This window comes from Citrobacter sp. VF227 (assembly GCF_052950715.1).
In genome coordinates, this window is record NZ_JBRFVF010000002.1 from 742,833 (window position 1) to 763,009 (window position 20,177).

17 protein-coding genes and 1 other annotated feature are annotated in these 20,177 nt (G+C 53.1%); of the genes, 6 read left to right on the forward strand and 11 right to left on the reverse strand.

All coding sequences use genetic code 11. The features are described 5' to 3' along the window. Positions 1-155 precede the first annotated feature (155 nt). Together ACU8YC_RS11015 and ybaL are read left to right on the forward strand one after the other, a co-directional pair. The gene (locus tag ACU8YC_RS11015) at positions 156-1,376 is read left to right on the forward strand and encodes an MFS transporter (protein WP_149691418.1); all 1,221 of its coding nucleotides are present in this window, start codon (positions 156-158) and stop codon (positions 1,374-1,376) included. Between the two features lie 225 nt (positions 1,377-1,601). Then, positions 1,602-3,281 (forward strand): YbaL family putative K(+) efflux transporter, encoded by a 1,680-nt coding sequence (gene ybaL / locus ACU8YC_RS11020; protein ID WP_151218657.1) that lies wholly within the window; start codon positions 1,602-1,604, stop codon positions 3,279-3,281. A gap of 46 nt (positions 3,282-3,327) precedes the next feature. Here ybaL and gsk read toward each other — a convergent pair whose 3' ends face one another. Next, the gene (gsk, locus tag ACU8YC_RS11025) at positions 3,328-4,632 is read right to left on the reverse strand and encodes an inosine/guanosine kinase (RefSeq protein ID WP_151218776.1); all 1,305 of its coding nucleotides are present in this window, start codon (positions 4,630-4,632) and stop codon (positions 3,328-3,330) included. A 151-nt stretch (positions 4,633-4,783) separates the two neighbouring features. Between gsk and aes the strand changes: the two genes are divergently transcribed. Beyond that, entirely contained in the window at positions 4,784-5,743 is a 960-nt protein-coding gene (aes, locus tag ACU8YC_RS11030) for an acetyl esterase (protein ID WP_286540120.1), read from the forward strand. Here the strand turns inward: aes and hemH are convergent. The 8 genes from hemH to ACU8YC_RS11070 all read right to left on the reverse strand — a co-directional run bounded on the left by hemH (position 5,740) and on the right by ACU8YC_RS11070 (position 13,852). Beyond that, the gene (gene hemH / locus ACU8YC_RS11035; protein ID WP_446895333.1) at positions 5,740-6,702 is read right to left on the reverse strand and encodes a ferrochelatase; all 963 of its coding nucleotides are present in this window, start codon (positions 6,700-6,702) and stop codon (positions 5,740-5,742) included. The genes aes and hemH overlap by 4 nt on opposite strands. A 180-nt stretch (positions 6,703-6,882) precedes the next feature. Beyond that, entirely contained in the window at positions 6,883-7,527 is a 645-nt protein-coding gene (gene adk, locus ACU8YC_RS11040) for an adenylate kinase (RefSeq protein ID WP_003021773.1), read from the reverse strand. Positions 7,528-7,704: 177 nt separating this feature from the next. Continuing rightward, a complete protein-coding gene (htpG, locus tag ACU8YC_RS11045) occupies positions 7,705-9,579 on the reverse strand; it encodes a molecular chaperone HtpG (RefSeq protein WP_151224877.1) in 1,875 nt (624 codons plus the stop codon). A gap of 110 nt (positions 9,580-9,689) precedes the next feature. After that, complete coding sequence (recR, locus tag ACU8YC_RS11050) at positions 9,690-10,295, reverse strand: recombination mediator RecR (protein ID WP_003021767.1); 606 nt, start codon at positions 10,293-10,295, stop codon at positions 9,690-9,692. Then, the gene (locus ACU8YC_RS11055) at positions 10,295-10,624 is read right to left on the reverse strand and encodes a YbaB/EbfC family nucleoid-associated protein (protein ID WP_003021764.1); all 330 of its coding nucleotides are present in this window, start codon (positions 10,622-10,624) and stop codon (positions 10,295-10,297) included. The genes recR and ACU8YC_RS11055 overlap by 1 nt, the downstream gene beginning before the upstream one ends. 57 nt (positions 10,625-10,681) lie before the next feature. Then, positions 10,682-12,610 carry a DNA polymerase III subunit gamma/tau gene (gene dnaX / locus ACU8YC_RS11060; RefSeq protein WP_151218652.1) on the reverse strand — a complete coding sequence of 643 codons (1,929 nt, stop codon included), beginning with the start codon at positions 12,608-12,610 and terminating at the stop codon, positions 10,682-10,684. Then, positions 11,285-11,349: a sequence feature (DnaX frameshifting element), on the reverse strand. (Overlaps the previous gene by 65 nt.) A 118-nt stretch (positions 12,611-12,728) precedes the next feature. Continuing rightward, the gene (apt, locus tag ACU8YC_RS11065; RefSeq protein WP_005125198.1) at positions 12,729-13,280 is read right to left on the reverse strand and encodes an adenine phosphoribosyltransferase; all 552 of its coding nucleotides are present in this window, start codon (positions 13,278-13,280) and stop codon (positions 12,729-12,731) included. Between the two features lie 194 nt (positions 13,281-13,474). After that, on the reverse strand, positions 13,475-13,852 hold the full coding sequence (locus ACU8YC_RS11070) for a DUF454 family protein (RefSeq protein ID WP_003847534.1): 378 nt from the start codon (positions 13,850-13,852) through the stop codon (positions 13,475-13,477). Between the two features lie 69 nt (positions 13,853-13,921). Between ACU8YC_RS11070 and priC the strand changes: the two genes are divergently transcribed. Together priC and rsmS are read left to right on the forward strand one after the other, a co-directional pair. After that, positions 13,922-14,449, forward strand: coding sequence for a primosomal replication protein N'' (gene priC / locus ACU8YC_RS11075; RefSeq protein WP_187252903.1), 528 nt, complete (start codon positions 13,922-13,924; stop codon positions 14,447-14,449). A gap of 13 nt (positions 14,450-14,462) precedes the next feature. After that, positions 14,463-14,624: a pleiotropic regulatory protein RsmS gene (gene rsmS, locus ACU8YC_RS11080; protein ID WP_151218650.1), complete on the forward strand. Its 162-nt coding sequence runs from the start codon at positions 14,463-14,465 to the stop codon at positions 14,622-14,624. Positions 14,625-14,697: 73 nt separating this feature from the next. Here the strand turns inward: rsmS and mscK are convergent, their stop codons facing one another. Both mscK and acrR read right to left on the reverse strand, forming a co-directional pair. Beyond that, positions 14,698-18,063: a mechanosensitive channel MscK gene (gene mscK / locus ACU8YC_RS11085; RefSeq protein WP_210904728.1), complete on the reverse strand. Its 3,366-nt coding sequence runs from the start codon at positions 18,061-18,063 to the stop codon at positions 14,698-14,700. A gap of 126 nt (positions 18,064-18,189) precedes the next feature. Further along, positions 18,190-18,840, reverse strand: a complete 651-nt coding sequence (gene acrR, locus ACU8YC_RS11090) for a multidrug efflux transporter transcriptional repressor AcrR (RefSeq protein WP_003021744.1) — start codon at positions 18,838-18,840, stop codon at positions 18,190-18,192. A 141-nt stretch (positions 18,841-18,981) separates the two neighbouring features. On the opposite strand from acrR, the gene acrA reads away from it, so the two are divergent. After that, positions 18,982-20,175: a multidrug efflux RND transporter periplasmic adaptor subunit AcrA gene (gene acrA / locus ACU8YC_RS11095; RefSeq protein WP_151218648.1), complete on the forward strand. Its 1,194-nt coding sequence runs from the start codon at positions 18,982-18,984 to the stop codon at positions 20,173-20,175. Positions 20,176-20,177: the final 2 nt, after the last annotated feature.

A 20,177-nucleotide genomic window follows, 5' to 3' on the forward strand; every position in this document is an offset into this window, starting at 1 on the left:
AAATCAACGACTGAAATTACAATGATATGAAATAATAGTCGAAAATGTTTTCAGAAATGAGACTTCCTTCAAACACCTTCCGCAGGTATGTTAGTCAGGTAATAATAACAAATTAGATTACCCTCATAATCGCAACCAAACAGAAGTGACTTTCTATGGCAATAAGTGAACCAACCCAGCCAGCGGCTGGCGCGTCAGCGTCGGTTGCTAAAGCGCGCACCTCATTTGGCATTTTAGGGGCAATCAGCCTCTCCCATCTGCTCAACGATATGATCCAGTCGCTGATCCTCGCAATTTATCCGCTTTTACAGTCAGAGTTCTCGCTGACGTTTATGCAGATAGGGATGATTACCCTGACCTTCCAGCTTGCTTCCTCGCTGCTACAACCGGTCGTGGGTTACTGGACGGACAAATACCCGATGCCGTGGTCGCTGCCCATTGGGATGTGCTTCACGCTGAGCGGGCTTGTTTTGCTGGCCATGGCCGGCAGCTTCCATATGGTGTTGCTCGCCGCGGCGCTGGTCGGTACCGGTTCATCGGTATTCCACCCGGAATCGTCCCGTGTGGCGCGTATGGCCTCCGGTGGTCGCCACGGCCTTGCCCAGTCGATTTTCCAGGTTGGCGGTAACTTCGGTAGCTCTCTGGGACCGTTGCTGGCGGCTGTCATCATTGCGCCATACGGTAAAGGTAATGTAGCCTGGTTTGTGCTGGCCGCGTTATTAGCGATTGTCGTCCTGGCGCAAATCAGCCGTTGGTATGCAGCACAGCATCGGATGAGTAAAGGAAAGCCGAAGGTCGCCATCGTTAATCCGTTGCCGCGTAATAAAGTGGTTTTGGCGGTAAGCATTCTGCTGGTGCTGATTTTCTCCAAATACTTCTATATGGCGAGCATTAGCAGCTATTACACCTTTTATCTGATGCAAAAATTCGGATTATCGGTACAAAATGCCCAGTTTCACCTGTTTGCCTTCTTATTTGCCGTCGCCGCCGGAACGGTAATTGGTGGACCATTGGGCGATAAAATTGGCAGAAAATATGTTATTTGGGGCTCTATCCTCGGCGTAGCGCCATTTACCCTCGTTTTACCCTATGCAACGCTGGAATGGACCGGGATTTTAACCGTAATCATTGGTTTTATCCTCGCATCAGCGTTTTCTGCCATTCTGGTCTATGCACAGGAGCTGCTTCCTGGGCGTATCGGCATGGTTTCTGGGCTATTTTTCGGTTTTGCCTTCGGCATGGGTGGCTTGGGAGCCGCGGTGTTAGGGCTGATTGCCGACCATACCAGTATCGATTTGGTCTACAAAATATGTGCTTTCCTGCCACTTTTGGGGATACTGACCATATTCTTACCTGATAACCGACATAAAGCCTGATTTTTTGACGACCAAAGCTAGACTTTGGTCGTCATCACTTACAGTGACCATCAGCGTTTGCCTCAGACATCCCCCCCTGGTTTTCCGATCCGTGCTTTTTTTCCTTTAAAATCCTGTTTTCATCAAAATTCAATAATTATTCATCAACATAAACATCAAATTTGTCATAAACTATTACTCGGAATTTGGGTTTTCAGGATCAACACAGCAACCAAAGGAGACGGAATGCATCACGCCACCCCGCTTATCACCACCATTGTCGGCGGCCTTGTGCTCGCTTTTATATTAGGCATGATTGCCAATAAACTACGTATTTCTCCTCTGGTGGGATATCTGTTAGCGGGCGTTCTGGCCGGTCCATTTACACCTGGTTTTGTTGCTGATACCAAACTCGCGCCTGAACTGGCTGAGCTTGGCGTAATCCTGTTGATGTTCGGCGTCGGGCTGCACTTTTCCCTGAAGGATTTGATGGCGGTAAAGTCAATCGCCATTCCCGGCGCGATTGCCCAGATAGCGGTGGCAACGCTACTGGGTATGGCGCTTTCAGCGGTAATGGGCTGGTCGCTGATGGTGGGTATCGTCTTTGGACTGTGTCTTTCGACCGCCAGTACCGTAGTACTACTGCGTGCTCTTGAGGAACGACAACTTATTGACAGCCAGCGCGGGCAAATCGCTATAGGCTGGCTGATTGTTGAAGACCTGATGATGGTGCTGACGCTGGTGCTCCTACCCGCCGTCGCCGGAATGCTGGAAAAAGAAGATGTTGGGTTTGCATCGCTGGCCGTCGATATGGGCATTACCATCGGTAAAGTGGTGGCGTTTATCGCCATTATGATGCTGGTTGGCCGTCGCCTGGTGCCCTGGATCATGGCGCGTAGCGCCGCAACCGGCTCACGAGAACTGTTTACTCTGTCAGTCCTTGCCCTGGCATTAGGTATCGCCTTTGGCGCAGTGGAATTGTTCGATGTCTCTTTTGCACTGGGCGCGTTCTTCGCCGGTATGGTGCTGAATGAATCGGAACTGAGTCACCGTGCAGCGCATGATACTCTGCCGCTGCGCGATGCGTTCGCCGTATTGTTCTTTGTATCCGTCGGGATGCTGTTTGATCCGTTAATCTTGATCCAGCAGCCGCTGGCGGTACTTGGCACGCTGGCGATTATTGTCTTTGGTAAATCCGTTGCCGCCTATTTCCTGGTGCGCCTGTTTGGTCACTCCCAACGCACAGCACTCACCATTGCCACCAGTCTGGCGCAGATTGGTGAGTTTGCCTTTATCCTGGCGGGTCTGGGAATGGCGTTAAACCTGCTGCCACAGGCCGGACAGAATCTGGTACTGGCAGGGGCTATCCTGTCCATTATGCTCAACCCGGTGCTGTTCGCAGTGTTAGAAAAATATCTCGCCAAAACCGAAACGCTGGAAGAGCAGACGCTGGAAGAAGCCATCGAAGAAGAGAAGCAAATTCCGGTGGATATCTGTAATCACGCCTTGCTGGTGGGCTTTGGCCGCGTCGGCAGCCTGCTGGGTGAGAAACTGATGGCAGCAGGGATCCCGTTGGTGGTTATCGAAACCTCGCGTACCCGGGTGGATGAACTGCGCGAGCGTGGGATCCGGGCGGTGCTGGGCAACGCTGCTAATGAGGAAATTATGGGTCTGGCGCACCTGGATTGCGCACGCTGGCTGCTGCTGACCATTCCGAATGGCTATGAAGCGGGTGAAATTGTCGCTTCAGCTCGTGAAAAGTGCCCGTCGATTGAGATTATCGCCCGCGCGCATTATGACGATGAAGTGGAATACATTACCGAGCGGGGCGCCAATCAGGTGGTCATGGGTGAGCGTGAAATCGCCCGCACCATGCTGGAGCTGATTGAAACGCCGCCTGCTGGTGAAGTTGCTACTGCCAGTTAATGTTACGTGCCGGATAGCGTTATCGCTTATCCGGCCTACGCAAGATTTAACGATCCCAGTACGACTCTTCCAGGCTGTCCTCACGTTCCGGCAAGCCGCGCGTCAGACGCGGGGAATGCTGGTTCAGCACCTGGTAACTCACGCGGTTAGCATATTTACACACCTGCGCTAATGACGAATAGGTCAGCCAAGTAAACTTGTGCTTGCTGGAGTTAGGCACGTTGCTACGGTGATAGCTGTTGGCAGTAATATCATGCAGCAATGCCGCCAGCGCGCCGTCACCAGCACCGTTGGTGTTCATGATCTTTTCTGGCCCGCCCATATACGGCGCGATGTGCGAATACACACGTAGCGGATTCGTACAGTCTTTATGACGCATGGCGCGGCTAAATTCGTATTGGTTAAATTCGGCAATCGCCCCAGGCAGCAGCGGATGCTGGGTTTTACGTTTGACTTCTTCTTCCGTAAAGCCCGCCATATACAGACCCGCCGGACCCGCAGTGCACAGCACCAGATCCACCCAGTCCAGCGCCTTGTCGGACGCCAGTAGCGGATCGTTCTCGCCGGTCAGCGCTTCGGCCTCTTCTTCATTCATCGCCAGAATAGAGACATGCTCTTTCAGAAATGCTTGCCACCACTGCGGATTATCGGCAATAACGAATTTGGTGCCCAGCGTCAGTACCACCGGCACATTGTGTTTTTTGGCATATTCAATCGCCTTCATGGTTGCTTCCGGCATCGGCTCGCCCGGTTCGCAGCGCACCAGATAGGACGTCAGCACCAGCGCGGACGCACCAGCAATGACGGATTCAGGGATGCTATCCGCTCGCAGTTTGTTCATATGTCCGGGGCTGATGGCGAAGGTACGCTCTCCGGATTCGCCAATCAGCGTAAAGCAGCGGCCAATCGGTCCATTAACGCCTTGCAGGTAGTTCAGATCGGTACGGCTGGAGGTATTGCACAAATAGCGGTACGCATAGCTGCCGATCTCGATATTGCTGCACATCACGCCCAGTAGCACCGAGCGGTCATCCGCCAACACGGAGTAGTTGTGCATAGTGTTACCGATAGTACCGCCCGCAAACTGATGGGTGATCAAATTTTCGCGCACCAGCTCCTGGTAGAGCGCTTCAGCGACATCATCGGCAATTACCAGAGAGTGCCCGGCGCTTAATCCATAACGTTTGACAAAGCCATCATCCACTTTGGCTTCAATATCCACCAGCGTCTGGTCGATGCCCACCACCCAGGCAGCGCTGGTTTCATTTTCTGGTTGAATTTGTTGCAGCAACGGATCGCGCGCGCTGACGGGAAAATAGTGTTTGGATTTACGTTTACCGGGAAATTTCATGGTCGATTTTAGGGTGGTTAACTGAGCGAAGCATGGTAGCACATTCCCTGCTGCGCATGCGATGCGGCGCTGAGTTTCAATATCGGACGGTGAGATCGCAGTTTGTCCAGGATTAATTTCTACAATAACTCACCTTTACAAGGAGTGTTTTATGAAACCGGAAAACAAAATCCCCGTACTCGACAAAATTTCGGATGAAATGAAAAGCGTGGTGAATTTTCATCGCGACGATTTGCCGCCATGGCCCGCTGCCGATGACTTCGTGGCTCAGCGCCAACACTACATTCATGAGCGGCAACTGTGGAATGCCGATGCCCCGCAGATGGATACCCGAGAATGCGTGATTTCTACCGCGTGCGGTCCCGTTGCCACACGAATTTACGCTCCGCAGCCCCAAAGCCAGGCGACGCTGTATTACCTGCACGGCGGCGGTTTTATTCTCGGTAATCTGGATACCCACGACCGTATTATGCGCTTACTGGCGCACTACACCCAGTGCACGGTGATCGGCATTGACTATTCGCTGGCGCCGGAAGCCCGCTACCCGCAAGCCATTGAAGAGATAGTCACCGTTTGCCAGTACTATCATCAACACGCTGGCGACTATTCCCTCAATGTAAATACGATTGGTTTTGCGGGCGATTCCGCCGGAGCGATGCTGGCGCTAGCCAGCACTCTGTGGCTGCGAGATAAAAACATTGCCTGCGGCAAAGTCGCTGGCGTGCTGTTGTGGTATGGCCTTTACGGCCTGCAAGATTCACTAAGTCGACGGCTGATGGGCGGCGCGTGGGATGGTTTAACCCGCGAAGATCTGCAGATGTACGAAAACGCGTACCTACGCAGCGCTGACGATCGCGAGTCACCGTACTATTGCCTGTTTAATAACGATCTGACGCGCGACGTACCGCCATGTTTTATCGCCGGTGCGGAGTTCGATCCACTGATCGACGATAGCTGCTTATTATTCCAGACGTTACAAGCGCATCAGCAGCCTTGCCAGTACAAAATGTATCCCGGCACGCTGCACGCCTTCCTGCACTATTCGCGGATGATGAAAACCGCCGACGATGCCCTGCAGGACGGCGCGCGTTATTTCAGGGCGCAGCTTTAAAGGTAGGCGGCGGTCAGTTTAACCATCATTTCGATATGTTCCGGTGTGGCATTCAACGCCGGAATATATTCATATTGCTTACCGCCAGCCTCAAGGAAAATCTCCTGGTTTTGCACCGCTATCTCTTCCAGCGTTTCGAGACAATCAGCCGCGAAGCCCGGACACATAACCTGGATATGTCGGGTTCCTTTCTCCGCCAGCATTTTTAACGTTTCATCGGTATACGGCGTCAGCCACGGTTCGCGGCCAAAGCGAGACTGGAAGGTCATCATGACTTTTTCCGGCGGCAGACCAAGCGCCGAAACCAGCTCACGCGTCGTGTCGCGACAGCGCTGCGGGTAGTCATCGCCCTCATCGGCGTAGCGCTGCGGAATGCCGTGGTAGGAGAGCAGCAGCAAATCAGGTTCGCCATGTTGAGCGAATGAATCCCGGGCACTTTTGGCCAGCGCATCAATGTAGCTGCTATCATCGGCGTAATCTCGAATAAATGAGACACCAGGAATAGCGCGTTTGCGCGCTAAGATGCGCGCCAGCTCATCCCAGACTGCTGCAACCGTCGAACAGGAATATTGCGGGTACAGCGGTAACACCACCATGTGTTCCACTCCGCTTGCCAACAGTTCATCAACCGCGCTTTCGAGCGACGGCGAACCGTAGCTCATCCCCAGCGCGACAGGCGTATCAGGCAGACGTTGTGCCAACGCCTGCTGTTGCGCCTTGCTGTAGACCATTAGCGGGGAACCGTCTTCCATCCAGATTGACTGGTACAGCTTTGCCACACGCGGCGCTCGCAACGGCAAGATCACACCACGCAGCAACGGCCACCACAGCGCAGGGGACGTATCGACTACGCGTTGATCGCTTAAAAACTGGCGAAGGTAGCGCTTAACGGCTTCGGGGGTTGGGGCATCGGGAGTGCCGAGGTTTGCCAGCAGGATACCGGTTTTCGTCTGACGCATTACCGCCTCTTATCGATTCAAATTGTTGATAATTGTAGCGGAAAAGCGGTAAAGAAGAACTAATTGCTGTGAAAGGTAAGACGAGAATTTGCCTGATGGCGCTACGCTTATCCGGCCTACAAAGAATCGTAGGCCGGATAAAGTGTATCCACCGCCATCCGGCATTAACTGCGTTAAAAATTAACCGAGGATTTTTTCCAGCGCTGCGCGAACGTCAGCCACGGCCTGAGTGCCGTCAACTTTCGCGTATTTAGTGTTACCCGCCTGTGCTTCTTTCGAGTAGTAGCCGATCAGCGGTGCGGTCATCTGATGGTATTCCACCAGGCGCTTACGTACGGTCTCTTCCTGATCGTCTTTACGGGTGGTCAGCTCTTCGCCGGTCACGTCGTCTTTACCTTCAACCTTAGGCGGATTGAATTTGATGTGGTAAACGCGGCCAGAAGCAGCGTGTACGCGACGACCTACAATACGGTCAACGATCAGCTCGTCCGGAACGTCGAATTCCAGAACGTAGTCCACGTTGATACCCGCTTCCTTCATGGCATCTGCCTGCGGAATAGTGCGCGGGAAGCCATCAAGCAGGAAACCATTACGGCAGTCTTCCTGAGCAATACGCTCTTTTACCAGCGCGATCACCAGCTCATCAGTCACCAGCTTACCGGCGTCCATGATGTCTTTCGCTTGTTTGCCCAGCTCGGAGCCAGATTTCACGGCGGCACGCAGCATATCACCGGTGGAGATTTGCGGAATACCATACTTCTCCATGATGAACTGAGCCTGAGTTCCTTTACCCGCGCCCGGAGCGCCAAGCAGAATGATACGCATTACGAAAATCCCCTTAAAGGTTGTCGATATTTTTTAAAAAGCGCTAAACGATACCACCATCACGCAATTGGCTCAAGGAAGGTGCCTGCGCTGAAACGGTTAATGATGGAAAATTGAGTTCAGAAGGCGAAAAAAAGCCGGATGGCGCTAGCGCCATCCGGCATCACATTATCGCTATCAGGATACCAGCAACTGGTTCATACGGCGGATGAACTGGTTCGGATCTTCCAGCGTGCCACGCTCGGCAAACAGCGCCTGATCCAGCAGCAGTTCAACCCACTCTTTGAACTGCGCTTCGTCCTGAGTATCCGCCGTGCGTTTTACCAGCACGTGGTCCGGGTTCAGTTCAAAGATATATTTCACTTCCGGTACCGCCTGGCCCGCAGCGGCGAACAGTTTCGCCATCTGGGTGCTCATTTCATCCGCATCGGTGGTGACGATAGCCGGTGTGTCGGTCAGACGGTGAGTTAGACGCACTTCTTTTACGCGATCGCCCAGCAAGGTTTTCACGCGCTCAACAAACGGCGTCAGCGCTTTTTCCGCTTCTTTTGCCGATTCGTCAACTTCATCCGCCAGTTTGTCGATGGACTCGTCGGCTTTGGCCACGGACTGGAATGGTTTGCCATCGAACTCGGTCAGGTAGTTCATCATCCACTCATCGATGCGGTCAGAAAGCAGCAGCACTTCGATGCCTTTCTTACGCAGCAGTTCCAGGTGCGGGCTGCTCTTCGCCGCCGCATAGCTGTCTGCGGTGATGTAGTAGATTTTCTCCTGCCCTTCTTTCATCCGCGCAACGTAGTCTTCCAGCGACACGGTCTGTGCGGAGGAGTCAGTATGCGTAGACGCGAAGCGCATCAGTTTGGCGATAGTTTCCTGATTAGCATGGTCTTCCGCCGGGCCTTCTTTCAGAACCAGACCAAACTGTTTCCAGAAGGTCTGGTATTTTTCCGCGTCGTCTTTCGCCAGTTTTTCCAGCATCTGCAGTACGCGTTTGGTCAGCGCGCTGCGCAGGTTACGGGTGACGGTGCTGTCCTGCAGGATCTCACGGGAGACGTTCAGCGGAAGATCGTTAGAATCTATCAGACCACGGACAAAGCGCAGGTAGTTCGGCATGAACTGCTCTGCATCGTCCATGATGAATACACGCTGGACGTACAGTTTCAGACCATGCTTGTGATCGCGGTTCCACATATCCCACGGCGCCTGCGATGGGATATACAGCAGGCTGGTGTACTCCTGCTTACCTTCCACACGATTGTGGCTCCAGGTCAGCGGGTCGGTGAAATCGTGGGCGATATGCTTATAGAATTCGTTGTATTCGTCGTCTTTGATTTCCGACTTGTTACGCGTCCACAACGCCTGCGCCTTGTTGATCTTTTCCCAGGAAACCACGGTCTCGCCGTCTTTCTCTTCGGTTTTTTCGATCTCTACCGGCAGCGCGATATGGTCGGAATATTTGCTAATGATGGAACGTACGCGCCAGTCATCGAGGAACTCGTCTTCGCCTTCGCGCAGATGCAGAGTGATTTCGGTGCCGCGATCGTCTTTGGTGATATCAGCAACGGTGTACTCACCCTCGCCCGCAGACTCCCAGAACACGCCGTTTTCCGGTTTATCACCCGCAGCACGGGTACGCACGGTGACTTTGTCCGCCACGATGAAGGCTGAGTAGAAGCCAACCCCGAACTGACCGATCAACTGGCTGTCTTTCGCCTGATCGGAACCCATGGATTCGAGGAAAGATTTGGTGCCGGATTTCGCAATGGTCCCCAGATGATCGATAACGTCATCACGGTTCATCCCCACGCCGTTATCGGCAATGGTCAACGTACGCTTATCTTTATCGAAGGAAACACGCACACGCAGCTCACCGTCACCTTCATACAGATCCGGGTTAGACAGTGCGCGGAAACGCAGCTTGTCTGCCGCATCCGAGGCGTTAGAGATAAGCTCACGCAGGAAGATTTCTTTATTGGAATACAGAGAATGGATCATCAGGTGCAGAAGCTGTTTTACTTCTGACTGAAAACCACGAGTTTCTTGTCCTTTCATGTAGATCTACCTCAACAATGCCATTTTCAATGGTAAAAACACGTTGAGGGTGAAATGGGGACAAGCGGGAAGGATTTCAAGCGGAAGCCGCCGTCGCGGCCTCCGTTTGTTCAGAATTTAATCTTGTGCCGTCCTGCCAGAGAGTGCGATAGCGTGGTGCCATCGACCATTTCCAGCTCGCCGCCGACCGGAACGCCATGGGCGATACGGCTGGCTTCAACGCCATACTGCATGCAAAGCTCAGCAATATAGTTGGCGGTCGCTTCTCCTTCGACCGTGGGATTAGTCGCAAGGATCAGTTCGTTGATTTGCTCAGACGCCAGTCGCTGTTCAAGACGATCCAGCCCGATGTCATCCGGCCCGATACCGTCCAACGGCGACAGGTGTCCCATAAGCACGAAGTAACGTCCGGAAAATTGCCCGGTTTGCTCAATGGCGTAGATGTCCGCCGGACTCTCCACCACGCAAATCTGACCGTTTTCCTGGCGACGCGGGTTCGAGCAGATGTTGCAGACGTCCTGCTCGGTGAAAGTGCGGCAATCGGCACAGTGGCCGATTTCCGACATCGCCTTCGTTAACGCCTGCGCCAGACGCATCCCGCCGCTGCGATCGCGCTGAAGCAGCGTGAACGCCATGCGCTGCGCAGACTTCGGACCAACGCCCGGCAGACAGCGCAGTGCTTCCATAAGCTGAGTTAACAGCGGGCTGGTTTGCATCAGAACGGCATCTTAAAGCCAGGCGGCAGCTGCATTCCGGAGGAAACAGAAGCCATCTTCTCTTTCTGCGTCTCTTCAATACGACGCGCCGCGTCGTTGAATGCCGCAGCAACCAGGTCTTCCAGCATCTCTTTGTCGTCTTCCAGCAGGCTTGGATCGATCTCCACGCGACGGCAGTTATGCGCGCCGTTGATGGTCACTTTTACCAGACCCGCGCCAGATTCGCCGGTCACTTCCAGCTTGGCGACTTCTTCCTGCATCTGCTGCATTTTTTCTTGCATCTGCTGGGCCTGTTTCATCAGGTTACCCAGACCGCCTTTACCAAACATAGGCTTCTCTCTCAATCACGTTAAGGGATGACGACCGTCAAACCATTTGGCTGACGATCAAATGGGGCGAATACTTTCTTCATCCAGGTCCGCATCGAAAAAACGACGCAGCGTCTGGATGTTATTATCCGCAATAATCGACTCACGCGCCTGCGCGAGCTTCTCTTCATAGATGGCCTGACGCCACTCCAGCGGCGTGCGCACCGCAGGATTATCATCTTCAACGATGGTCAATTCAACCGTTGACCCCGTTAAGGTACTCAATGCTTCGGCCAGTTTTTGCTGCGCGCCACTGGAATTAAGGTGCCGCTGCGTGGAACGCAGGTGCAGGCGCACCATGTTGCCATCCTCTTCTTTCCAGGCATTAAGCGCCACCTGCTCCACAAGTTTAGGTAGCGAGAGCTGGCTTACCTGGGCGGCCCACGGATCGCGTTCAATAGCTTCAGCCGCAAGCTTTGCCGCCAGTTCCGGCGTTTTTTCATGCTCAAGCGCTTTTTTCAGTGCTTTCGGCGTGGCAACGACGTCTTTAACTTCTGCAACAGGATTGGTCGCCTTCCAGCGATACGCTTCTTTCTTCGCCGGAGCCTTTTCCAGCGCAGAGACCGCCGGACGCGCCTGAACACGTTCCGACACCGAAGCCAGTCTTTCCAGCGCAGCATTATTCACCGGCCGCGCGCGGGAAGCGGCTGCCGGTTCACTCTTTTTTGGTTTGGTTGCTCCCTGGGCGCGTTGCAGCTGGCTACGTGCAGCCAGCACCTGGCTGGTAGCATCGGAGAGCGGCACATTCTGTTGCTGTTGCGCTGACGCAGGCTGCTGCGGCACCTGCGTTGGGGTTATCACCGCAGTGGGTGCGACCGGGGCAAACGACTGACGCGGAACTTCAGGTTCCGGGAGCGGCATGCGCGGATGAAAAGCCAGCGCACGCAGCAGCGTCATTTCGACGCCCATTCGTCTGTCCGGCGCATACGGCAGCTCTTTGCGCCCGATTAACAGGGTCTGATAATAAAGCTGCACATCGGTTGGCGGGACGATTCGCGCCAGTTCACGCATACGCTGTTCAATGGCGGCCATATCGCTGCCGAGCGCGGCAGGTGAAAGCTGAACCATGGCAATACGATGCAGTAAAGCCGACATTTCTACCAGCAACGCTTCCCATTCAATACCGCGCGCGGCAGCGTCGTTAACTAACGTCATCACGCGTTCGCCGTCGGCGGCCACAACCGCTTCAACAAGCGAGAGTGCCTGGTCGTCGTCCAGCGTGCCGAGCATGGTGCTGACCGCGTCGGTCGAGACCTGACCATCGCCGCTGGCGATCGCCTGATCGGTCAAACTTAGCGCATCGCGCAGGCTGCCGTCCGCGGCGCGAGCCAGCAGTTGCAGCGCACGCGGTTCATGGGCGATATGCTCTTCTTTGAGAATATGCTCAAGCTGATGGCGAATCTGTTCGACATCCAGCGCTTTAAGATGGAATTGCAGACAGCGCGACAGGATGGTCACCGGCAGCTTCTGCGGATCGGTAGTCGCCAGCAGGAACTTGACGTGCGCGGGCGGCTCTTCGAGCGTTTTCAGCAAGGCATTAAAGCTGTGGCGCGACAGCATGTGCACTTCGTCGATCAAATAGACCTTAAATCGCCCGCGCGCAGGCGCGTACTGGACGTTATCCAGCAGATCGCGAGTGTCTTCGACTTTGGTGCGTGAGGCGGCATCGATTTCAATCAAATCGACAAAACGCCCCTGCTCAATTTCCCGGCAGTTATCGCACACGCCGCACGGCGTCGCGGTGATGCCGGTTTCACAGTTTAATCCCTTCGCCAGCAAGCGGGCGATAGAGGTTTTTCCGACGCCACGGGTGCCGGAAAACAAATAAGCATGATGAATACGCCCTAACGACAAGCCGTTCGCCAGTGCCGTCAGCACATGTTCCTGGCCGACGACGTCAGCAAAGGTTTGTGGGCGCCATTTTCGGGCTAAGACCTGATAACTCATTGGCAGGCTCTGAAAGGCTGGAGGGTGGATTCACAGGAGGGTAATGCTAACACAACCTCGCAGCGACGGCGAGGTTGTGTGTCTCGGTATTACTTCAGACGGGAAAAGATAGCCCGACTTAGTGGCCCGGGAATGGTACCAGGCTGTAACAGGTCAGCCCCTGCTTTTCCAGACGCTGTTCGCCGCCCAGATCAAACAGGTTAATGATAAAGGCAGCATCGGTCACTTCGCCACCCAGACGGCGGATCAACTTCACGGTCGCTTCAATCGTGCCGCCGGTTGCCAGCAGGTCGTCTACAACCAGGACTTTATCGCCCGGTTTGATGGCATCAACGTGAATTTCCAGCTGATCGGTGCCGTATTCCAGCTCATAGCTCTCAGCTATCACCTCACGCGGAAGCTTACGGGGTTTACGTACCGGAACAAAGCCGACGCCCAGACCCAACGCTACCGGCGCGCCAAACAGGAAGCCACGCGCTTCGGTGCCAACCACTTTAGTGATACCCGCATCTTTATAGCGTTCAACCAGCAATTCAATGCTGAGGGCGTAGGCTTTCGGATCTTCCAGTAAACTGGTGACATCACGGAAAAGAATGCCCGGTTTTGGGTAATCGTGGATGCTTTTGATGCTATTTTTGAGAAACTCAAGCTGCTGTGCAGTCGCGGTCATAAGTTTGTGCCTGATTGATACAGTATTACTTCACGGCGCACTATAGACTTCATCTTCGACGTATCTTGAATGATTTTGTGTCTATATTAAGGGTCAGGGTTACACTTGCTTAACCTTTGACCATCTGCGCCTGTGCTCGAAAACGGTCGAATTTACTGGCTGCGAGAGACAATTGCAACAGCGATTATTGCGGTTTACTGCTTTTGTTGTTTTTCATCAATCACCGGGATCCGCCACATAAAAATCAGTAAACAGGCGAGAATAACCAGCAGCAGGCCGCGCACCCACATCATATTGACCAGCCAGAGTGAAATAGCAAACGTCACCAGGATTAACAAAATTGCGCGTGGCTTCGCTCCAGGCGGCATCGCGCGGTGTTTTTGCCAGTGACGCAGATACCCGCCGAACCACGAACGGTACAGCAGCCAGTCGTGAAAGCGCGGCGATGAGCGGGCAAAACACCAGGCGGCCAGCAGGATAAATGGCGTCGTGGGCAGCAACGGCAATACAACGCCCAGCGTGCCTAACACTACCGCTATCCAGCCAATGATGATTAGAATAATGCGTTGCATAATATCAGTACTTAACACAGAGAATCGCTACTTTAGCATAACAGTTCTCATTTTCATCGGAGTGTTGTCGTGAAAACCGTCATGCTGCTACAGACGCTCGAAAACCAGCTTAACCGCCTGCGCCAGCAGTGTGCCCCGCTGGCGCATCACGCCACGCTGAGCGCCCGCTTTGACAGGCATCTGTTTCACACTCGCAGCACGTTGCTCCAAGCTTATCTGGTTGAAGCTGAAGATAATCTCGCAGCCTTGCGGCGCGCAGTTGAACAGCAACAACTACCACAAATTAGCTGGCTGGCGGAACACCTTGCCTCACAGTTAGAGGCGATTTCGCGTGAAACCGCCAGTTGGTCACTCCGCGAGTGGGACTGCGCATCTCCAGGCCTGGCGCGCTGGCAGCGCAAGCGAGTTCAACACCAGGAGTTTGAACGCCGACTGGTGGAAATGACGCATGAACGCAAAAAGCGTCTGGCTCAGGCAACGGGTTTTGAAGAACAGCAAAAACTGCATCGTGAAGTAGAAGCATTCGAGGCGCGACTGGCACGCTGTCGCCATGCCCTGGCGAGAATAGAAAACGTGCTGGCGCGTTTAACCCGTTAATCCCGGAGAATTTATGTCATTAGAGAACGCCCCGGACGAGATCAAACTGGCCGTCGATCTGATTGTCCTGCTTGAAGAGAATCAGATGGAGCCTGAAATTGTGCTGAAAGCGCTGGAGATTGTGAAGCAGGATTACGAGAAGAAACGGCTCTCTTTATCTAAAAAAGATCTGTAACTGAAAACCTGATGGCATTGCACTTATCAGGCCTACGAATGAATCGAAGCTCGCAGGCCTGATGATTTTTCTATTAACCTACCGAAGGCGTCGGGTCATCACCTTTAATGATGTCACGCTTAACCTCGGTCACGGTGTCGCCCTTCGCGTTGTGCAGGTGCACTTCGAGCTGGTTAAAGGCAATATCAATGTCGTTTTCACGGCACAAACGATCGACCGCACGGTTAAGCTCATCAACCGTATGGCTACGATCGCGCAATTCGCGCACGTATAAACGCAGCTCATGATCCAGCGTGCTGGCGCCGAAGGCGGTAAAGAACACCGCTGGTTCCGGATCGTGCATCACTTTCGGGTGCTCCATCGCCGCCTGCAGCAGCACCTTCTTAACTTTGTCCAGATCCGAACCATAGGCCACGCCAATGCGAATCACCAGGCGCGTGGTAGTATCGGAGAGCGACCAGTTGATCAAGCGCTCCGTCACGAACGCTTTGTTCGGGATAATCACCTCTTTGCGATCGAAGTCGGTAATGGTGGTGGCACGAATTCGAATCTTGCTGACCGTTCCTGAGAACGTACCGATGGTAACGGTATCGCCGATGCGGACCGGGCGTTCAAACAGGATAATCAGGCCGGAAACAAAGTTACCGAAAATTTCCTGCAAGCCAAAACCCAGACCAACCGACAGGGCGGCGGCCAGCCACTGTAGCTTATCCCACGAAACACCGAGCGATCCGAAGACCGTCATTGCGCCGATGGCGATGATCGCGTAGTTAAGGATCGTAGTGATCGCATAGGAAGCACCCTGGCGCATTTTCAGTCGCGACAGCACCAGCACTTCCAGCAGCCCTGGTAAGTTGCGGATCAACGCCCACGCCACCATTGATGCAATAATCGCAAACAACAGGCTGCCCATGGTGACGTCTTTCACCACTGCCGCACCCGCTTCGGTGCCGTTGTAATGCCAGAGCGTAATGCTGTCGAGATAGCTGAACACGGTGATCAAATCAGACCAAATGGCCCAGAACAAGACACCAAACAGGGCAACCATTACCAGCATAGTTATACGCAGCGTTTGTTGGTTAACCTGCTCCAGCGCGATGGTCGGCTCTTCCTGCGGCTCTGCACCCTCCGCCCCTTCTTTCACCAGGTTCTGACGACGCGCCAGCGCGCGACGCCAGGCGATACGACGTGCCGCGACGCTCAACCCACGCAGCACGGTCTGGTACAACAGGTTCCAGAGAATGACCAGATAAACCGTTTCAATCCAGCGTCCCGCCAGGCGCAGCGTGGTGTAGAAATAGCCGGTCGCCGTCAGCACCATTAATGCTATCGGGATAATAGACAGCACGGTAATCGTCACCAGACGCAGACCATGCGACTCTTTATCACGCCAGCTTTCGCGGCACATTGGCCATACCAGGAAGGCGATCAGCAGCAGGTTGAGGAAAATGACCGCCTGCCCAAGCACATCGTCCATTAAATTAAGCGGCGACAACTCAGCAATAACCGACCAGAAGTTCAACGGCAACAGTGCGAGGCTGATGCGCACAATCTGACGACGCCAGTGGCTGGTCTGCTTCGCAGGCATGCCAAAATGACGAATCGCTACGCCATCCTTTTCCAGCACCTTCCAGCACAAACCAAACACCAGCCAGAAGACAGTCATCTTCTTGCTGAACGCCCACAGCAGGTCGCTGATATTCAACTGCATAGTCAAAAGAATCAGACCTACCGCGAGGATAATCAGGCACGCCGGCAAGGCTCTGATGAGATCGATCAGAATCGCTTTTGGTGTATTGAGCTGACTGTCATTACGCAGGTTACCCACCGCAGCGGCTAATTTCGCCTGATACTCTTTCAACCATTTCAGACGCCAGCGGATTAACCCGGCAATGAGCAATAGCGGCAATCCCGCCAGGAACGCAATAAACACCGCGGGCCATGCTTTCTCCCAGTTAACCGTGATTTTCATCGACTTAAACTGGTCTTTAAGCGTTTGCGGGAAAGCTTTGATCCAGTCCCAGTCCATCGGACGGTTACTGTTAACCCAGAAAATCTGCTGCGTGAGGATCCCTCTCAGGTTTTTCGACACACTCATTAACTGCTGCTGGTTAATTTGCAGATTAATCGCCATCATCAGCTGATTGCCAAGCTGCTTATTTAGCTGATCCAACAGTTCACGACGCATATCCACGACCTGCAGTAAGGCATCATGGACTTCGCCGTTCACTTCGTTGCGGTGCCCTTCTTCCAGTTTGGCGACAAACGCATCATTCTGGAAAAGCGCGTCGCGCTGCTGGTTGACCTCAAACTGCTCCAGACGCAAGTCGGCGATCCGGTTGGTCATATCGGCAAGTTCATCCGCAGACGGCAGTGTTTGTTGTTGCTGATACAGAATACGCGACAGCAGCAGACTGCCCTTCAGAACGGCGATCTGTTCTTTAATGTTGCGTTCGGATTGCAGCGCGCGGTCAAGCCAGTTTTTAACTTTGATATTTTGCTGCATCAGGCTGTTGCCATTTTCGGTCGCGGCAATCAGACGCTGGCTGAGCTGATGGTTAACATCAAGCTCCTGCTTCACTAACGGATTGGATTGAATACGCTCGGCCTCGTCAGGATTGACCGCTTCCTGCGCCGTTTTTTCGGTTAACGTCAGTCGCTTGCTGTTCACCGCTTCCTGCAGGAGCTGGAGCTGATGCTCAAGGCGGTTACTGTTCGCCGTCACGTAATCACGTTGTTTTTGCAAGGTATCCTGCAAAATCGTATTCCCTTCGAGGCTCTTACGCTGTTGGTCGATCTGCGCATTCAGCAGCGCCTGCTGCGCCTGTAACAGCACCTGCTGGCTGGGGCGTAAAGCTCCTTCGCCTACATTAGTGCCATCAAGTCGGTTGCGGATTTGCTGCATCTGCTGTGACGCGGTGTACATCGCATTTTGTACGCGCTCTGGCTGGGTCTGCAGTGATACCAGTTGGCTGTTATACGTGGCCAGATCGTTTTGCGAGCTTTGCAGGTCATCCAGGACCTGCGCTACGCGCGACTCAAGTTGTCGTAAGGAAAGCGTGCTCAGCGTTTTTCGCGTTTCGTCGTCATTATCGACATCGCTGAGTGAATTTAGCGCATCCGTCGCCTGGCGCATTTTCTCTGGCGCCTGGGCCACTTTCTGGCGAAGCTGTACGGTTTCATCTTTCACGCGATCGATTTTATCCAGCGTGGCAATGGTATCGATGAGATCCTGTTGGACCAGCTTATCCTGCGCGGAGAGATCTTTTTGTTTATTCAGCGTGTCTAACTGGCTCTGAATATCAGCTTTCGTCGGCAGTTCACCACTCTGTTGCGCCCGCGCAAACGCAGATGACTGGCAGGATAACAATAGAATGAAGAAAAGAATGCTAATAGCAATTACATGCTGTGAACGTTTATAGAGCTGCAACATAGTCATGAGAATGAATGTTTCTGAACCAGGAAAGTGACCGGAAATAGTCAAGTGACAAGAATATCACGGCTGTGAACAGCAGAATAGCAGAAGGCAAAATGACCAGGAGAATTCCTGGTGCAGAATGGCAAACTAGCTTGTCTCTCCTGCCTGCAGACGCAAGCTTGGACAAAGCAGACACATCTCCAGCAGTACCGCCACGTACTGGCGAGCCTCATTCTTCAGATCAAATGATTCGGGAGCAAATAACCAGTTCTCCATGATCCCGGAAATATAGCTACGCATTAACACCGCTACACGACGTGTGTTCAGGTTTTCCGGCAACATGTTGACATCCATACAGTGGCGTAACGTTTTCTCTATGCGGTCATAGTTTTCCAGACACAGGCTACGTTCGACTAACTGAACTGATGCTATTTCCCCGACAAATTCGCATTTGTGGAATATAATCTCCATCAATAAACGTCGGCGTTCTTCTGTCACGGTAGTTTCAAGAACGTAAATTAAAATTTCTCTTAATACTGATAGTGGATCGTCAGGGAATTTTGCCTGATACTCAGTCTCTAACTCATCAATGTTAGGTTTTGCTAGCTCCCAGATTTCACTGAATAAATCCGATTTGTTTTTGAAATGCCAATAGATTGCACCGCGCGTCACACCAGCGGCTTTTGCGATCTCAGCCAGCGAGGTGGATGAGACCCCTTGTTGCGAAAACATACGCAGAGCGACATCGAGAATGTGTTGTCGTGTTTCCTGTGCTTGTTGTTTGGTTTTTCGTGCCATAGGTCAGTGAATTTACAGGCGTTAGATTTACATACATTTGTGAATGTATGTACCATAGCACGACGATAATATAAACGCAGCAATGGGTTTATGGGCTTTAAGCCATTGATCAATTTGAAATCGGACACTCGAGGTTTACATATGAACAAAAACAGAGGGTTAACGCCTCTGGCAGTCGTTCTGATGCTCTCAGGCAGCTTAGCGCTAACAGGATGTGACGACAAACAGGCCCAACAAGGGGGCCAGCAAATGCCAGAGGTTGGAGTTGTTACGCTCAAAACTGAACCTCTACAGATCACAACCGAACTTCCGGGTCGCACCAGTGCGTTTCGTATTGCTGAAGTTCGTCCTCAGGTTAGCGGGATTATCCTGAAACGTAATTTCACGGAAGGTGGTGACATCGAAGCGGGTGTATCTCTCTATCAGATTGATCCTGCTACTTACCAGGCCGCTTATGAAAGTGCAAAAGGTGATCTGGCCAAAGCACAAGCCGCAGCAAATATCGCTCAACTGACGGTGAAACGTTATCAGAAACTGTTGGGTACGAAATACATCAGCCAACAGGACTACGATAGCGCGCTGGCTGACGCACAGCAGGCAAACGCCGCCGTTGTTGCCGCGAAAGCCGCGGTAGAAACTGCACGCATCAATCTGGCTTACACCAAAGTGACGTCGCCGATCAGCGGTCGCATTGGTAAATCATCCGTTACGGAAGGCGCTCTGGTACAAAACGGTCAGGCGACCGCACTGGCGACCGTTCAGCAGTTGGATCCCATCTATGTAGACGTGACGCAGTCAAGTAATGACTTCCTGCGCCTGAAACAAGAGCTGGCCAACGGCACGCTGAAGCAAGAGAACGGTAAAGCGAAAGTTGAGCTGGTGACCAATGACGGCATTAAATACCCGCAGTCCGGTACGCTGGAATTTTCTGATGTGACGGTAGATCAAACCACTGGGTCGATTACGTTACGTGCAATTTTCCCGAACCCGGATCATACCTTACTGCCGGGTATGTTCGTCCGCGCACGTCTGGAAGAAGGGATTAACCCAACTGCATTACTGGTTCCACAGCAAGGCGTTACCCGCACACCGCGTGGCGATGCCAGTGCATTGGTTATCGGTGCTGACAACAAAGTTGAAACGCGTCAAATTGTCGCCGCACAAGCGATTGGCGACAAATGGTTAGTCACTGATGGACTTAAGCCAGGCGACCGCGTGATTGTTACTGGGCTGCAAAAAGTACGTCCTGGCGCGCAGGTAAAAGCGCAGGAAATAACCGCAGATAACAACCAGCAAGGCGCAAGCGGTAGCCAGTCTGAACAGTCCAAGTCTTAACT

Bases quoted from the DNA above. Each gene is read 5' to 3' on its own strand.
- ACU8YC_RS11015 (WP_149691418.1), top strand. From the start codon at position 156: ATGGCAATAAGTGAACCAACCCAGCCAGCGGCTGGCGCGTCAGCGTCG.
- ybaL (WP_151218657.1), top strand. From the start codon at position 1,602: ATGCATCACGCCACCCCGCTTATCACCACCATTGTCGGCGGCCTTGTG.
- gsk (WP_151218776.1), bottom strand. From the start codon at position 4,632: ATGAAATTTCCCGGTAAACGTAAATCCAAACACTATTTTCCCGTCAGC.
- aes (WP_286540120.1), top strand. From the start codon at position 4,784: ATGAAACCGGAAAACAAAATCCCCGTACTCGACAAAATTTCGGATGAA.
- hemH (WP_446895333.1), bottom strand. From the start codon at position 6,702: ATGCGTCAGACGAAAACCGGTATCCTGCTGGCAAACCTCGGCACTCCC.
- adk (WP_003021773.1), bottom strand. From the start codon at position 7,527: ATGCGTATCATTCTGCTTGGCGCTCCGGGCGCGGGTAAAGGAACTCAG.
- htpG (WP_151224877.1), bottom strand. From the start codon at position 9,579: ATGAAAGGACAAGAAACTCGTGGTTTTCAGTCAGAAGTAAAACAGCTT.
- recR (WP_003021767.1), bottom strand. From the start codon at position 10,295: ATGCAAACCAGCCCGCTGTTAACTCAGCTTATGGAAGCACTGCGCTGT.
- ACU8YC_RS11055 (WP_003021764.1), bottom strand. From the start codon at position 10,624: ATGTTTGGTAAAGGCGGTCTGGGTAACCTGATGAAACAGGCCCAGCAG.
- dnaX (WP_151218652.1), bottom strand. From the start codon at position 12,610: ATGAGTTATCAGGTCTTAGCCCGAAAATGGCGCCCACAAACCTTTGCT.
- apt (WP_005125198.1), bottom strand. From the start codon at position 13,280: ATGACCGCGACTGCACAGCAGCTTGAGTTTCTCAAAAATAGCATCAAA.
- ACU8YC_RS11070 (WP_003847534.1), bottom strand. From the start codon at position 13,852: ATGCAACGCATTATTCTAATCATCATTGGCTGGATAGCGGTAGTGTTA.
- rsmS (WP_151218650.1), top strand. From the start codon at position 14,463: ATGTCATTAGAGAACGCCCCGGACGAGATCAAACTGGCCGTCGATCTG.
- mscK (WP_210904728.1), bottom strand. From the start codon at position 18,063: ATGACTATGTTGCAGCTCTATAAACGTTCACAGCATGTAATTGCTATT.
- acrR (WP_003021744.1), bottom strand. From the start codon at position 18,840: ATGGCACGAAAAACCAAACAACAAGCACAGGAAACACGACAACACATT.
- acrA (WP_151218648.1), top strand. From the start codon at position 18,982: ATGAACAAAAACAGAGGGTTAACGCCTCTGGCAGTCGTTCTGATGCTC.